The organism is Novosphingobium sp. MD-1 (genome assembly GCF_001014975.1).
Classification (GTDB): domain Bacteria; phylum Pseudomonadota; class Alphaproteobacteria; order Sphingomonadales; family Sphingomonadaceae; genus Novosphingobium.
Window position 1 is genome coordinate 1 of the sequence record NZ_BBXA01000013.1, and the last position, 15259, is coordinate 15259.

A 15259-nucleotide genomic window follows, 5' to 3' on the forward strand; every position below is an offset into this window, starting at 1 on the left:
GGTCGCCAGCGCCGAAGTGGCGGACGCGGTCGCCGCGCTGGCCGAAGGCCGGCGGGAACAGGACGAACTGGCCCGGCAAGTCGCCTTGCTCCGCCGTGCGCGCGATCAGGCGCGCGAAGCTTACGCGCAGGGAATCGTGGCCCTGATCGACGTGCTGGATGCCGATCGCAATCTGCTGGAGGCGACCGATCGCCTCGCGCAGAATCGCGAAGCGCTTGCGCGCGCCTCGGTGGCGGCGGTACGGGCGATGGGCGGCGGCTACGGCCCCGGCGAGCAGGAGGCGGATCACCATGGCTGACAAGAGCGCCCACAAGGCCAAAGTGCGCGCCCGGATTCTCGACGAGGCCGCCATCGCACTGCGCAGCGGCGGCACCGAAGGGTTGAGCGTCGCCAATCTGATGAAACGCGCAGGCCTGACGCATGGCGGGTTCTACGCCCATTTCGAGAACCGCGACGATCTGGTTGCCCACGCCGTCGATCGCATGTTCGAAGACAGCCGCGCGATGCTGGAACGCTTCCTGGGCGACCGGCCCGACCTTGGCGGGCTGATCGACCACTACCTGTCGGAAGCGGCCATGCGCCGGCACGATCTTGGCTGTCCCCTGCCCTGGCTGGCGGGTGAGGCCCCGAGAATGCCCGAGTCCGCACGCCGCCGCTTCCAGGCCGGCATTTCCGCCATGCGCGATGCCATCGCCGGCGCGCTGGTCAGAAGCGGCCACCCAAAGCCCGAAGCCGATGCCCTTGCCGCCTCGATAGTCGCCGAAATGGTCGGCGCCATGACTCTCGCCCGCGCACAGGGCGAAGGCGAGGAAGCCGTCGCCACGCTGAAGGCCGCGCGCGCGGCGCTTCACGCACGCGTGGCGTTACGGCCTCACTGAACCGGGCCGCGGACTCAGGCGAAAGGCGTCAGCCCGGTCAGCACCATCCGCACCAGATCGGCCTGCCCGGCGGCCCCGGTCTTGGCATATATGCGCTTCGAATAGTTCCGCGCGGTCTCGCTGGTCAGGCGCAGGCGGCGGCCGGCCTCCACGATCGTTTCGCCCATGCTGATGGCGTGCGCCAGCGCGGCTTCGCGATCCGACAGGCCATGGACCGCCGCCAGCGTGCGGACCGCTTCGCGCGCGGCTTCGCGGTGTTCGCGGCGCAGCGTGCCGATCACTGCCGGGAAGGCGCAAGGCTCCACCAGGGCAAGGTCCGACTTGCGCAGCAACACGTCGAGCGCCGAGCGCTCGTCGAGCCGGATCACGCGCGTTCCGCCCGCCGGACCGGCCGCCAGCGCGGCGCAGGCGGCATCGAGCGCGCGCGCGACATCGGGAAGCACCTGCAACCGGCGGCCCGGCGCCGGCCCTGGTTCGGGCGTGAACGCCAGCAGGGCTTCCGCCCAGGGATCGGCGGCCATGACCCGCCCGCCAGCATCGAACGCCAGTTGCCCCACGCCCAGCCGCGCCAGCGTGGCCTGCGCCATCGCCGCCTGGAGCCGCTGCTCGGTCAGCGCGCCCAGCGTACGCAGGGCGGCGGTCAGGTGCGGCGCGATCGCCGCCAGCGCGGAGACGGCGGTGGCGCTGAAATCCTCGCGCTCGCGCACCAGCAGCAGCCAGGCATCCGCCGAGCCGCCCGCCGAGACGCGCAACCAGCGACCATAGCGGATGCCCATGTCGTGCAGCGCCGCGCGCTGTTCGGCGAGCCGGGCGGGATGGTCGTAGTCCAGCATTTCGTCGAGCGCATAGACCCGGCCGGGGCGGAGCGCGCCGTATGGATGCAGCCGCAGCGCGTCGAGCCGGCGGAAGTCGAGCGGCGGCTCCTGCGCCGCGCGAGGCGCGGCGACATGAAGCACCGTGGGGTCCTGCGCAGGCGTCGCATTGGCCAGAGTCACGATCAGGAACGCCCGCCGGGCATAGGTGCGCGCCACCAGATTGCGCATGAACGCAACCCATGGCGGGCTTTCGTGAATGCCCTCGATCAAGGGCAGGAAAAGCTCGCGTTGATCGGCCGAAAGAAATGCCATCTGTTTTTGCTCCCATATGGGAGCTTCATGGTCAAGCCGTTACGCCGATGTGACAGGCAGCCACTCCCACGGAGTCATCCATGTCCAGTTCGTTGCCCCGTTCCTCGCTGACCCATCTCGAACGGCTCGAGGCCGAAGCGATCCACATCATGCGCGAAGTCGTGGCCGAGGCCGAACGCCCCGTCATGCTCTATTCGGTGGGCAAGGACTCCGCCGTGATGCTGCATCTGGCGCGCAAGGCGTTCTATCCCTCGCCACCGCCCTTCCCGCTGCTGCATGTCGATACGACGTGGAAATTCCGCGACATGTACGCGCTGCGGGACCGGATGGCTTCGGAAAGCGGCATGGAACTGCTGGTCTATCGCAATCCCGAAGCGCTGGAGCGGGGCATCAACCCGTTCGATCACGGCGCGCTCCACACCGACATGTGGAAGACCGAGGGGCTGAAGCAGGCGCTCGACAAGTGGGGCTTCGACGCGGCCTTTGGCGGCGCGCGGCGCGACGAGGAGAAGAGCCGGGCCAAGGAGCGCATCTTCTCGTTCCGCACCGCCAGCCACGGCTGGGACCCCAAGAACCAGCGCCCCGAACTGTGGAGCACGTACAACGCCCGCAAGAACAAGGGCGAATCGATCCGCGTCTTCCCGATCAGCAACTGGACCGAGCTGGACATCTGGCAGTACATCCACCTGAACGACGTGCCGATCGTGCCGCTCTATTTCGCAGCCGAGCGCCCCACCGTGGAGCGCGACGGCATGCTGTTGATGGTCGATGACGATCGCTTCCCGCTGCGCCCCGGCGAAGAGCCGGTGATGCGCTCGATCCGCTTCCGCACGCTGGGCTGCTATCCGCTGACCGGCGCGGTCGAAAGCAGTGCCGCCACGCTGCCGCAGGTGATCCAGGAAACGCTGCTGACCACCACCAGCGAGCGCCAGGGCCGCGCCATCGACAAGGATGCGGGCGGCGCGGGCATGGAAGTGAAGAAGCAGCAGGGGTACTTCTGATGTCCGAAGCAGACGTCATCTACAAGACCGATGCCCTCATCGCCGAGGACATCGACGCCTATCTCGAAACGCATCGCAACAAGACGATGCTGCGCTTCATCACCTGCGGTTCGGTGGATGACGGCAAGTCCACGCTGATCGGCCGGCTGCTGTATGATTCGAAGATGATCTTCGAGGACCAGCTCACCGCGCTGGAAGCCGACAGCAAGCGCGTGGGCACGCAGGGGCAGGAGATCGACTTCGCCCTGCTGGTCGATGGCCTTGCCGCCGAACGCGAACAGGGCATCACCATCGACGTCGCCTATCGCTTCTTCGCCACCGAAAAACGCAAGTTCATCGTTGCCGACACACCCGGCCACGAACAGTACACGCGCAACATGGTGACCGGCGCCTCCACCGCCGACCTCGCCGTGATCCTGATCGACGCGCGCAAGGGCGTGCTGACGCAGACGCGGCGGCACTCGTATCTCGCGCACCTGATCGGCATCCGCCACATCGTGCTGGCGGTGAACAAGATGGACCTTGTCGATTACGACCACGCCGTGTTCGACGGCATCGTCAAGGACTACACCGCCTTCGCGCGCTCGATCGGCATCGAAACCTTCGTGCCGATCCCGATCTCCGGCTTCAAGGGCGACAACATCACCACGCTTTCGGCGAACACGCCCTGGTACCAGGGGCCGGCGCTGATGGAACACCTGGAGACGGTGGAAGTCGACGCCACCATCGACCAGACCAAGCCGTTCCGTCTGCCGGTGCAGTGGGTCAACCGCCCCAACCTCGATTTTCGGGGCTTCTCGGGCCAGATCGCGACCGGTTCGGTGAAGCCGGGCGACGCGGTGCGCGTACTGCCTTCGGGCAAGACCAGCACCGTCACGCGCATCGTCACGCTCGATGGCGATCTGGAGGAAGCGGTCGCCGGCCAGTCGATCACGCTGTGCTTCGCCGACGAAATCGATTGTTCGCGGGGCGACGTCATCGCCGCCGCCGACAATCCGCCGCAGGCCGCCGACCAGTTCGAGGCAACGTTCGTGTGGATGGCCGACGAGGCCCTGATCCCCGGCCGCGCCTACTGGCTCAAGCTGGGCACGCAGACGGTTTCGGCAACGGTGCAGCAGCCCAAGTACACCGTCAACGTCAACACCATGGAGCAGCTGGCCGCCAAGACGCTGGACCTCAACGCCATCGGCGTGGCCGAACTGACGACCGACCGCGCAGTGGTGTTCGAACCCTATGCCGAAAGCCGCGCGCTGGGCGGGTTCATCCTGATCGACAAGATCACCAATGCCACGGTGGCGGCGGGGATGCTGAACTTCAGCCTGCGCCGCGCGCAGAACGTCCACTGGCAAGCGCTCGACGTGACCCGCAAGGCGCATGCCGCGCTCAAGCACCAGACGCCCGCGGTGCTGTGGTTCACCGGGCTGTCCGGCTCGGGCAAGTCCACGATCGCCAACCTCGTGGAAAAGAAGCTCCACGCATCGGGCAAGCACACGTTCCTGCTCGATGGCGACAACGTGCGCCACGGGCTGAACAAGGATCTCGGCTTTACCGAGGCGGACCGCATCGAGAATATCCGCCGCGTGGGCGAAGTGGCCAAGCTGATGACCGACGCCGGCCTGATCGTGCTGACCGCCTTCATCAGCCCGTTCCGCGCCGAACGCGAGATGGTGCGCGCGATGCTGCCCGAAGGCGAATTCATCGAAGTGTTCGTCGACACCCCGCTGGAGGAAGCGGAGCGGCGCGACGTGAAAGGCCTCTACAAGAAGGCGCGATCCGGCCAGCTCAAGAACTTCACCGGCATCGACAGCCCCTATGAAGCCCCCGAGCGGCCGGAAATCCGCATCGACACCACGCGCGAAACACCCGAAGATGCCGCCGAACGCATCGTCGAGCGCGTGATCGGCAGCTGGAGCCCCGTGATATGAACGACACCGAACTGGCCGCCCACCTCGCCGACGTGGCGGGCAAGCTGCTGATCACGGTGCGCGAAAGCGGGATGCTGAGCCTCAAGGCGCTGGGCAAGGCGGGCGATGCCACCGCCAACCAGTTCCTGTGCCACGCGCTGCGCGAACAGCGCCCGGACGATGCGCTGCTGTCCGAAGAGGAGAAGGACAGCCCCGAACGACTCGAGGCCGCGCGCGTGTGGATCGTCGATCCCGTCGACGGCACCCGCGAATATGGCGAGGCGCGGACCGACTGGGCGGTCCATGTCGGGCTGGCGGTGGACGGCGCACCGGTGCTGGGCGCGGTGGCGCTGCCCGGCGCCGGGGTGATACTGCGCTCCGACCGGCCGATCCCCCTTCCCCCCGCGCCCGCGCGGCTGCGCATGGTCGTCAGCCGCACGCGCCCCGCGCCAGAGGCGACCGCCGTAGCCGCACGGCTCGGCGCGGACCTGGTGCCGATGGGTTCGGCCGGGGCGAAAGCCATGGCCGTGATCCGGGGGCAGGCGGATATCTACCTGCATTCGGGCGGACAGTACGAATGGGATTCCTGCGCGCCGGTCGCGGTCGCGCTGGCCCATGGCCTCCATGCCAGCCGCATCGACGGCAGCCCGCTCGTGTACAACCAGCGCGATACCTACATGCCCGACCTGCTCATCTGCCGGAAGGAACACGCGCAACAGGTGCTCGATCTGGTGCGCGACGTGCGCGTGGAGGCATGATCACGCGCTAGCCTGGACACGGCGCCGCGGCGCGATCCGACAGAAATGAAGATGCGGAAGGGGAGAGTGGTTTCATGGCGTTGAATGCACAAGTCGAAGCCCTGCTCGCGATGTTCGCGCAGATGCCGCCCGTCGATTTCGCCGCGATCTCCGCACGGGCACTGCGCGAAATCAACGACCAGCGACCGATGCAGATGGGGCCGCCGCCCGCCGTGGCGATCGTCGAGGACCTGGCGCTGGACCTTGCCGGGCGGACGATCCCGGCGCGGCTCTACGTTCCCGAAGGTTCGGGCGAGAACCCGCCCCTGGTGATCTACTACCATGGCGGCGGCTGGGTGATCGGCACGCTCGATACGCACGACGGAACCTGCCGCGCGCTCGCGCGGGCCAGTGGCGCGGCGGTGCTTTCCATCGGCTACCGGCTGGCGCCCGAGCACCCCTTCCCGGCCCCGTTCGACGATTGCTACGACGCGCTCGTCTGGGCGCGGGACCATGCCGCCGATCTGGGAGTGGACGGCACCCGGATCGCCGTGGCGGGGGACAGCGCCGGCGGCAACCTGGCGGCGGCGGTGGCGATCCGCGCGCGCGACGAAGGCGGACCGGCGCTGCGCCACCAGTTGCTGATCTATCCCGTCACCGATGCCGATTTCTCGCTGCCATCCTATGCCGCCAACGGGGGCGGGCAGTATTTCCTCTCCACCGCCGCCATGCGCTGGTTCTGGGACCAGTATGTCGGAACCGAGGCTGACGGGCATATCCACGGCGCAACCGTGCTGCGCACCGAACACCTTTCCGGGCTGCCATCGGCGACGGTCATCACCGCGCAATACGATCCGCTGCGCGACGAAGGCGTCGCCTATGCGGAACGGCTGGCGGCCGCCGGCGTGCCGGTGGAGGCGGAGGAAGCGCCGGGCATGATTCACGGCTTCTTCTCGATGTTCGCGTTCGTGCCGGATGCCGTGGCCTATATCGATCGCGCCGGCGCGCGCCTGAAGGCGGCGCTGGCCTGATCGAAGAAAAGGGGTGGATGGCCATGCCACCCACCCCAGTTTTGCGCAGGGTGAGGATCCTGCGCGCCCTTCGATAGCTCGTCAGAAGTTGATAGAGGCTTCGAGGCCGAACGTGCGCGGCGGGTTGAAGTTGCCGTAATCGCCCAGCACCGCATCGTTCGCGCCCGAGCGGCGATAGATGTGCGTTTCGTTGAACAGGTTGCGCGCCCAGGCGGCGACCGTCAGCTTCTGGCCGTTGCCGTTCATCGGAATGTCCGCCAGCGCGAGCCGGCCGTTGACGATGAAGCTGTCGTCCGTCTTCACGTTCTCGGACTGGAAGCTGTACATGCTGCTCGCGTAGTTGGCATCGATGTGGAAGCGCAGCGCGGTGCCGGCGGCATTGAGCGGCACTTCGTAATCCGCGTAGGCCGAAGCCGCGTTCCGGGGCGTGTACACCACGAAGACCTGCGTCAACTGCCCGAACGTCGGCCCCGGGTTCGGGTTCGCCGTGGCGGGGATGTTGGTGTAGGTATAGGCATAGGACGCGCCTAGGGTCATGTTCTCGACCGGACGCACCGTCAGGTCCGCTTCCACGCCGCGGATCTTGGAGGTGCCCGGCGCATTGGCGGTGTTTTCGGTGTGCAGGTTGTAGGTCGGGTTGGGCGAGCCATCGGCCAGGAACTGCAGCGTATCGACGTTGTCGAAATCGATCTGCGTGCCGGTGCGATCCATGATGTAGCCGGCAAGGTTCAGGCGCACCTTGTGATCCAGGAAGTCCATCTTCGCGCCGAGTTCGTAAGCCTTGACCTTCTCCGGCCCGAACGCGCCGAACGTGCTCGACCGGTCGTTGGCGCCGCCGGCGCGGTAGCCGGTGGAATACTTGGCATAGACGTTCACGCCGGAGGACAGGTCATAGGCCAGCGTGACCATCGGATCGAACCGGTCCTTGTCGAACCGGAACGTCCACGGCGTGGCGACGCCCGAAACCGTGGTCAGCGCGCCATTGCGCTTGTCCTTGGTATAGCGGCCGCCGACGGTGATGTGCAGCGGATCGATCGGCGACCAGGTGACCTGCGCGAAGGCGGCATAGCTGCGGGCCGTGGCATGGCTGTCGCGCTGGATGAAGCGCGAGCCATAGGCCCAGCCGTTGTTCGACGAGGTGATCGCGCCGTTCACGATCTCGCTGTTGATGATGTAGCCGGTGCCGTCCGCGTTCCAGGTGTTCGACGAAGGCGTCGCCGCCGATTCCTGGGCGTTTTCGGTGAAATAGTAGAGGCCGACCACATAGTCGAAACGCGCCACGCTGCCCACCGCCTGCAGTTCCTGGCTGAACTGGCGCTGGTGCAGGTCGGAAAGGCTGTAGCGGCTGAACGTGGCGTTCGGCAGGAACACCGTGCGGTGCGCGCCGCCGGAATTGTCCCACTGGTTGGTGGTCACGCCGCGCCACGCGGTGATCGAGCGCAGCTCGAGGCCCGGGCTGACCTTGTACTTGAGCACGGCGGAGAACCCGTCGGTCTTGTCCACGCTCGGCTGCTGCGGCACGCCGATGTCCGCAACCGACATGCGCTGGTTGCCGCTCACCACCACCAGCGGCGAAAGCGGCGCGATAAAGCCCTTGGGCAGCTTGCCGCCGTTGGCCTGGATCTGCGCCAGCGTGGCAACCGGCAGGCCATTGGGGTTGTAGTTGATCAACTGGCTGTAGAACGGCGTGTTCTCATCGCGCGACTGATCATAGGAAAACTCGGCCGAAAAGCCGTCGAACGGCTTCCACAGGGCGGTGGCTCGGCCACCGACGCGCTGATACTGGTTCCAGCCCGCCTGACCCGCCAGCGGGTTCTTCACGGTCGGGTCCTGATGCTGGACCACGCCGTCCAGCTTGAAGGCGATGTTGTGGAATTCGGGCAGGTTCACGTGCAGTTCGCCGTTATAGCTGCCGTAATTGCCCACGCCCGCCAGCACCCGGCCGCCGAACTCGCCGGTGGGCTGCGCGGTAACGATGCTGACCGCGCCGCCTTCGGTGTTGCGGCCGAACAGCGTGCCCTGCGGTCCGCGCAGGACTTCCACGCGCTGCACATCGAACAGCGCAGCGTTCAGCCCCTGCTGGCGACCCAGATAGACGCCGTCGAGATAGACGCCCACGCCTTGGTCGCGCGCGGTCTGGTTGGCGTCGAACGGCACGATGCCGCGAATGCCGACCGTCAGCGCCGACTGGCGCGCTTCGAACGTGGCCACGCGCAGCGACGGGATGGCGCCATCGGCCAGATCGATCAGGCTTTGCACGTGGCGATCGCGGATGACCGTGGGAGTTACCACGGAAATGGCGATCGGGGTCTTCTGCAGATTGGTCTCGCGCTTGGTCGCGGTGACGACGATCTGCTCCAGCCCGCGGCCGGAGTCGGGGCTTTCCGCCTCGGCGGCGGCGGCGGTTGTCGCATCGTCAGCGGCGTGCGCCATGGCGGGCGCGAACGCGAGCGGAAGCGCCAGCGGCAGGGCCGCCAGCGACGTATGGAACTTCATTTCCGAATTCCTCCCTGGGGTGATGGACGGGCTGCGACGATCGCTTGCGCCCAAGTCCTTCGACACCGCGGGAGCTAACTTTAGTAATTTGCATTCACGTTACAGAAACAGTGTGGAAAATTAACTTTAGGTAATCTTCAGCAGATTCCTGCGCGACGGCCACGATCAGGCCCAGCCGCCACCAACGGCCTTGAACAACCCGACGGTCGCCTGCTGCCGGCGCGTGTCGATCTCGATCGCCTGCCGCTGCGTCCGCAGCGCGGTGGTTTGCGCCGTCACCACGTCCAGGTAGCTCACCGCGCCCTTCTCGTACCGCCGCGTTGCCAGCTGCTCCACCTGCGCCGCCTGTTGCGCGGCGCGTTCTTCGGCGGCCGCTTCGTCTCCCAGGTGATGCAGACGCGACAGTCCGTCCTCGACATCCTGCATCGCGCCCAGCACGCGCAGGCGATAGTCCGCCGTGGCCTGCTCCCACCCGGCCCTCGCTTCGGCAACGCGCGCCCGGTTGCGACCGCCATCGAACAGCGTCAGCAGGACGTTGGGACCGACCGACCAGAACAGGTTGGGCGCGCTAGCCAGGCCCGCCAGCGCGGTGTTCTGGACACCCCCCTGCCCGCCCAGCAAAAGCGAAGGGAAGAAGGCCGCCTTGGCAACGCCGATCCGGCGGTTGGCGGCGAACATCCGGCGTTCGGCCGCCGCCACGTCTGGCCGGCGCTGCAGCAACGTCGATGGCAGGCTGACCGGCACCTCCGGCATGGGCAACGGCGCGGAGGAGGCGGCGATCGAGAAGCCCGACGGTGTGGTTCCGACGAGCGCGGCAATGGCATGTTCGGTCAGCGCACGGGCGTTGCGCAGATCGGCCAATTGGCCCTGCGCCTCGGCAAGCTGCGTGGCCGATTGCCCGGTTTCCATGCCGTTGGCGATACCGCCCGCGAACCGCCGGCGCGTCATGGCATCGGCGCGGGAATAGGCATCGACCGTCCTTTGCAGCAGATCGATCTCGCGATCGTAGCCGCGCAGGGCGATGTAATCCGTCGCAAGCTGCGCTTGCAGCGAAACCCGCACGGCCGCCAGATCGTCGGCACTGGCCTCCGCATCGGCACGACCGGCCGCGACGCTGTTGCGTACCCGCCCCCAGAGGTCGGCCTCGTAGCTCACCTGCGCGCCCAGCGTATCGGCGGCATAGAGGTCTGGCTGCTTCTGTCCGCGCAGCGGTCGATTGTCCGACTGGCGGTTCTGCGTGACCGTCGCCTGCGCCCCGATCTGCGGGAACAGGCCCGCGCGCACTTCGGCGAGATAGGCCCGCGCCAGGTCATAGCGGCCGACCGCCACCGCCAGCGATGGATTATCGGTGGCGAGCCGGGTTTCCAGCGCATCGAGCGTGCCATCGCCGAACGCGGTCCACCAGGTTTGCGACGGCGCCGCATCGCCGGGCGCGGCCGGCGTCCATGAGCCGGCCTCCGCATACGTCGCCGGCACCGACACGGCGGGCGGCTGGTAGGGCGGCGCCATCGAGCAACCCGCCAGCGCGGTAAGTCCCAGTAGCGCGGCCAGCGCGCGACGATCAGCCATGGCGGCTCTCGTCGACATGGACCGCTTCGCCCGTGGCGATCGAATCCGGCGGGTTGTCGACGATCCGCATGCCCGGAGAAAGGCCGGAAAGGACCTCGACCGTGCTGCCGAGATCGCGCCCCAGCGTGACGCGAACAAGGCGGACTTTCGAATCCGCCCCCACGGTCGCGACCTGGGTGCCGGCGGCGCGGAACACCAGTGCGCTGGAAGGAATTGCCACGGCCCCCGTGCTGCCCGGCAGATCGAACGAGACCTGCGCATAGCCCCCCGCGCGCAGCACCTGCCCCGGATTGTCGGCAACAAGCTGGACCTGCAGGGTCCCGGTCTGGGGATTAATCGCGTCCGACGTGCCGACAAGACGCGCAGTGAACTGCCGGCCCGGATAGTCGGGCACGGTCAACCGCGCCTGCAAGCCCGGCTTCATCGCCGCCGCGTAATTCTGCGGCACGCTGACGTAGAGGCGGATGCGGCTGATGTCGGCGATCGTGAACATCGGTTGCTGGCTGGAAGCGCCGGGACCGACAAGGTCGCCAATGTCGGCATTGCGGGCGGTGACCACGCCGGCAAACGGGGCGCGGATGGTGGCATAGGCCTTCATCGCCAGAAGCCGGCCGAGATCGGCCTCAGCGCCGCGTACCGTCGCCACCTGCACGGCCAGATTGCCGTTCTTCTCGTCCGCCTCCTGTTGCGACACCGAATGATCGGTCAACAGGTCGTTCCAGCGGGCCGCCGTGCTGCGCGCAAGACCGGCGCCGGCCCGCGCCCGCGCCAGGGACGCCCGCGCCGCGACGATCTGCTGATCCAGTTCCGGCGTATCGATCCGCCCCAGCGGCGTCCCCAGCCCCACGGCCGCGCCGATGTCGCGATCCCAGGACCGGACGTAGCCCGGCACGCGCGCGAAGATGTGCGCGGTGTTCCACGCCGCCATCGTGCCGGGCAGTTCGAGCTGCCCGTTCGCATCGGCGCCGCGCACGGGGATGAGGTGAACCGTGGGCAGCGAGCGCGCGTCGCTCCACGCCTGCGCGCGGCTGGTGTCGCTGGTGCGGCTGATCATGCCGGCGGCCACCACGGCCAGCGCCAGCGCTCCGGCAACGATCCCGGCGGTTTTCAGCCCCCGTGGGGACGCGGCCGGCGTTTCGGCAAGCCGTTCACTCTGCATGGACAAGGTCTCCCGTGGAAGAATGGGGCGCGGCATCGGGCGCGAGGCGATCCTTGCGATGCGCGATGGAGAAGACGACCGGCACAAACACCAGCGTGGCGATCGTGGCGCAGATCAGGCCGCCGATGACGGCACGGCCAAGCGGCGCGTTCTGCTCGCCACCCTCGCCCAGCCCCAGCGCCATCGGCGCCATGCCGATGATCATGGCCAGCGCGGTCATCAGCACCGGACGGAAGCGGGTCGATCCGGCTTCCACCGCGGCGGTCACCGCATCGCCCACGGCGGCAAGGCGTTCCCGGGCGAAGCTCACCACCAGCACCGAATTGGCGGTGGCAACGCCCATGCACATGATCGCTCCGGTCAGCGCCGGCACCGACAGCGGGGTGTGCGTGGCGAACAGCATCCAGGCGATGCCCGCCAGCGCGGCCGGCAGGGCCGAGACGATCACGGTGGGATCGATCCAGCTCTGGAAGTTCACCACGATCAACAGGTAGATCAGTGCGATCGCGCCCAGCAGGCCAAGGACCAGGCCGACGAACGCGGTGTTCATCGTTTCCACCTGGCCGCGCAACTTCACCGTCGCGCCCTTGGGCAGGCCCGCCTTCGTCGCGTCCAGCACCTTCTGCACATCACCGGCGACGGCCCCCAGATCGCGGCCTTGCGTCGTCGCGTAGACGTCGAACGCCGGCTGGACGGCATAGTGCGAGATCACGGCGGCCGAAGGTTCGCGGTGCATCGTGCCGAGCGCGCCCAGAAGCTGCACGTCGCCGGGCCGGCCGCCGCTGACCGGGATGTTCTGGAGATCGGGGATGGTGTCCGTCCGGTACTGCGGCGTCTGGACGACGATGGGATAGGACACGCCGTTGCGGGGGTTGAGCCAGAACGCGGGAGCGACCTGGAAGCTGCCGGCAAGGTTCACGGAAAGGCTTTTCGTCACGTCGTTCTCGGTCACGCCGACGCGGTCGGCGGCGGTGCGATCGACGTCGAACCGCAGTTCCGGATAACTGCTGGCCTGTTGCAGGCGCACGTCGGCGATGCCGCCCACGTGCTGCATCCGCGCCACCAGTTCGTGCGCATAGGCTTCGTTCTCGCGCACGTTCGGGCCGGTCACCATGACGTCGATGGGCGCGGGCGAACCGAAGTTCAGGATCTGGCTGATGATATCGGCCGGCAGGAACGAGAACGTCGATCCGGGGAAAACCCGGGGCAACCGTTCGCGCAAGGCACGGACATAGCCTGCCGTGGGCCGGTGCCCTTCGCCCAGCGTGATGAGGATATCGCCGTCCTGCGGGCCGACGCCGCCGGTGTTGGAATAGGCGCGGTTGATCCCCGACACCGGCAGGCCGATGTTGTCCACCACCGACACCAGTTCGTCCTTCGGCACGGTGCGCCGGATCTCGTCCTCGATATGGTCGAACAGCGCCGCCGTTTCCTCCAGCCGCGTGCCCACCGGCGCGCGGACATGCAGGCTGATTTGCCCGGAATCGACGCTCGGAAAGAAGTTGCGGCCAAGGAACGGCACCAGCGCCAGCGATGCCAGGACCACCGCCATGAAGGCCGGGACGAACACCCTGCGCCGCTCCAGCGCGAACACCAGAACCGACACGTAATAGGCGCGCACTTTCTCGAACCGGTGCTCGAACCCCTGCTGGAAACGCCGCAGCGGATGGCCGCGCGGCGCGCGCCCCGCCAGTGCGTCGTGGCTCGCCATGATCTCCGCCGTGTGCTGCGAGGCGTGGTCGCGCAACAGGTAGTTGCTCATCGTCGGCACCAGCGTGCGCGAAAGGACGAAGCTGGCGATCATGGCGAAGACCACCGCCTTGGCCATCGGCGCGAACAGGAAGCCGGCGACGCCGGGCAGGAAGAACATCGGCACAAAGGCGATGCAGATACACAGCAGCGACACGAAGGCCGGGCGCACGATCTGCTCCGCGCCGTCCATGATCGCGGCGCGCACGGTCTTGCCCTGCTCCAGATGCCAGTTGATGTTCTCGATGGTGACCGTGGCGTCATCGACAAGGATGCCGACGGCGAGCGCCAGTCCGCCCAGCGTCATGATGTTGAGCGTTTCGCCCGCCGCCGACAACCCGGCGACCGCGGCCAGAATCGCGAGAGGGATGGATGTCGCGATAATGACCGTCGATCGCCAGGAACCGAGGAACAGCAGGATCATCAGCGAGGTAAGGCCCGCCGCGATCACGCCTTCGCGCACCACGCCCGACACGGCCGCCTTCACGAACAGCGACTGGTCCGACAGCAGCTGCACCTTGAGATCGGCGGGAAGCGTCTCCTTGAGCTTGGGCAACAGCGCCTTGACCTGATCGACGATGGCGATGGTGGAAGCGGAGCCGGACTTGAGGATCGTCATCAGCACGGCGCGGCCACCGTCCACGCGCACCTCGTTGCGCTGCGGCGGCGAACCATCGCGAACATGCGCCACGTCGCGCATATAGACCGTGGTGCCATCGACCGTGCGGATCGGCAGATTGTTGAGCTGATCGACCACTTCCGGGCTGTTGTTCAGCCGGATATTGTATTCGTACTGGCCGATCTTGGCCGTCCCGGCGGGCACGATCTGGTTCTGCGCCGCCAGCGCCAGGCCGACGTCGGTGGCGGAAAGGTGGCGCGCGACCAGAGCCGCCGGGTCGAGATCGATCTGGATCTGGCGTTCGCGCCCGCCATAGGGCGAAGGAATCGCCGCACCCTGTACCGATGCCAGCGACGGCCGGATGAAGTTCTGCCCCAGATCGAAGATCTTCTGTTCGGACAGGCCTTTCGATGACAGCGCCATTTGCAGGATGGGCACCGTGGAGGCGTTGTAGTTCAGGATCAGCGGCGGGGTGATGCCCGGCGGCATCTGCTTGAGCACCGTCTGCGACACCGACGTGACCTGCGCCGTCGCCGTGCGGATATCCACGCCGGGACGGAAGAAGATCTTCACCACGCCGATCCCGTTCAGCGACTGGCTTTCGATATGGTCGATGTCGTTGACCGTCGTAGAAAGCTGGCGTTCGTAATAATAGACGACCCGGCCCGACATGTCCTCCGGCGGCAGGCCGCGATAGGTCCATACCGCCGCGATCACCGGGATGCGGATGTCGGGGAAAATGTCGGTGGGTGTCCGCACCCAGGCGATCGAGCCGGACAGCACGATCAGGATGGCGAGGACGACGAACGTATAGGGCTTGCTCAAGGCAAGCTTGACCAGTTGCAGCATGGCAGTTCCGCAAATCGCGCTCGCGCAACCAGGGCCGGAAGGGGGGAGGCTGGTTGCGCGAGCGCCAAAGTTTGCCGTGGTCGCCCGTTGCGTGCGCCGCCGGCCGGCGCTTCAATCGCGCCGGCGCGGCCCGAGCGCCA

General features: G+C 67.3%; 11 protein-coding genes. 6 read left to right on the forward strand and 5 right to left on the reverse strand.

The window, feature by feature from the left end:
• Positions 1-298: TolC family protein (locus NMD1_RS00715; RefSeq protein WP_158453836.1), on the forward strand; the 298-nt coding region annotated here is incomplete at its 5' end.
• Entirely contained in the window at positions 291-878 is a 588-nt protein-coding gene (locus NMD1_RS00720; protein WP_199558034.1) for a TetR/AcrR family transcriptional regulator, read from the forward strand. The genes NMD1_RS00715 and NMD1_RS00720, both read left to right, overlap by 8 nt.
• 14 nt (positions 879-892) lie before the next feature.
• On the opposite strand, the gene NMD1_RS00725 is transcribed toward NMD1_RS00720, so the two are convergent.
• Positions 893-2005, reverse strand: a complete 1113-nt coding sequence (locus tag NMD1_RS00725) for a LuxR family transcriptional regulator (RefSeq protein WP_125953195.1) — start codon at positions 2003-2005, stop codon at positions 893-895.
• An 80-nt stretch (positions 2006-2085) separates the two neighbouring features.
• Here NMD1_RS00725 and cysD point away from each other — a divergent pair, with 80 nt between their 5' ends.
• From cysD to estDL136, 4 genes are all read left to right on the forward strand, one after another.
• Positions 2086-3006: a sulfate adenylyltransferase subunit CysD gene (gene cysD / locus NMD1_RS00730; protein WP_124810989.1), complete on the forward strand. Its 921-nt coding sequence runs from the start codon at positions 2086-2088 to the stop codon at positions 3004-3006.
• A complete protein-coding gene (cysN, locus tag NMD1_RS00735; protein WP_125953196.1) occupies positions 3006-4931 on the forward strand; it encodes a sulfate adenylyltransferase subunit CysN in 1926 nt (641 codons plus the stop codon). The genes cysD and cysN overlap by 1 nt, the downstream gene beginning before the upstream one ends.
• Positions 4928-5668 (forward strand): 3'(2'),5'-bisphosphate nucleotidase CysQ, encoded by a 741-nt coding sequence (locus tag NMD1_RS00740; RefSeq protein ID WP_125953197.1) that lies wholly within the window; start codon positions 4928-4930, stop codon positions 5666-5668. Before cysN ends, NMD1_RS00740 begins: the two co-directional genes overlap by 4 nt.
• A gap of 74 nt (positions 5669-5742) precedes the next feature.
• Complete coding sequence (gene estDL136 / locus NMD1_RS00745; RefSeq protein ID WP_125953198.1) at positions 5743-6678, forward strand: chloramphenicol hydrolase; 936 nt, start codon at positions 5743-5745, stop codon at positions 6676-6678.
• An 81-nt stretch (positions 6679-6759) separates the two neighbouring features.
• Here the strand turns inward: estDL136 and NMD1_RS00750 are convergent, their stop codons facing one another.
• From NMD1_RS00750 to NMD1_RS00765, 4 genes are all read right to left on the reverse strand, one after another.
• Positions 6760-9174 carry a TonB-dependent receptor gene (locus tag NMD1_RS00750; RefSeq protein WP_125953199.1) on the reverse strand — a complete coding sequence of 805 codons (2415 nt, stop codon included), beginning with the start codon at positions 9172-9174 and terminating at the stop codon, positions 6760-6762.
• Between the two features lie 165 nt (positions 9175-9339).
• The gene (locus NMD1_RS00755) at positions 9340-10743 is read right to left on the reverse strand and encodes an efflux transporter outer membrane subunit (RefSeq protein WP_125953200.1); all 1404 of its coding nucleotides are present in this window, start codon (positions 10741-10743) and stop codon (positions 9340-9342) included.
• Positions 10736-11902, reverse strand: coding sequence for an efflux RND transporter periplasmic adaptor subunit (locus NMD1_RS00760; RefSeq protein ID WP_125953201.1), 1167 nt, complete (start codon positions 11900-11902; stop codon positions 10736-10738). Before NMD1_RS00760 ends, NMD1_RS00755 begins: the two co-directional genes overlap by 8 nt.
• A complete protein-coding gene (locus NMD1_RS00765) occupies positions 11892-15119 on the reverse strand; it encodes an efflux RND transporter permease subunit (protein ID WP_125953202.1) in 3228 nt (1075 codons plus the stop codon). The genes NMD1_RS00760 and NMD1_RS00765 overlap by 11 nt, the downstream gene beginning before the upstream one ends.
• Positions 15120-15259 lie beyond the last annotated feature (140 nt).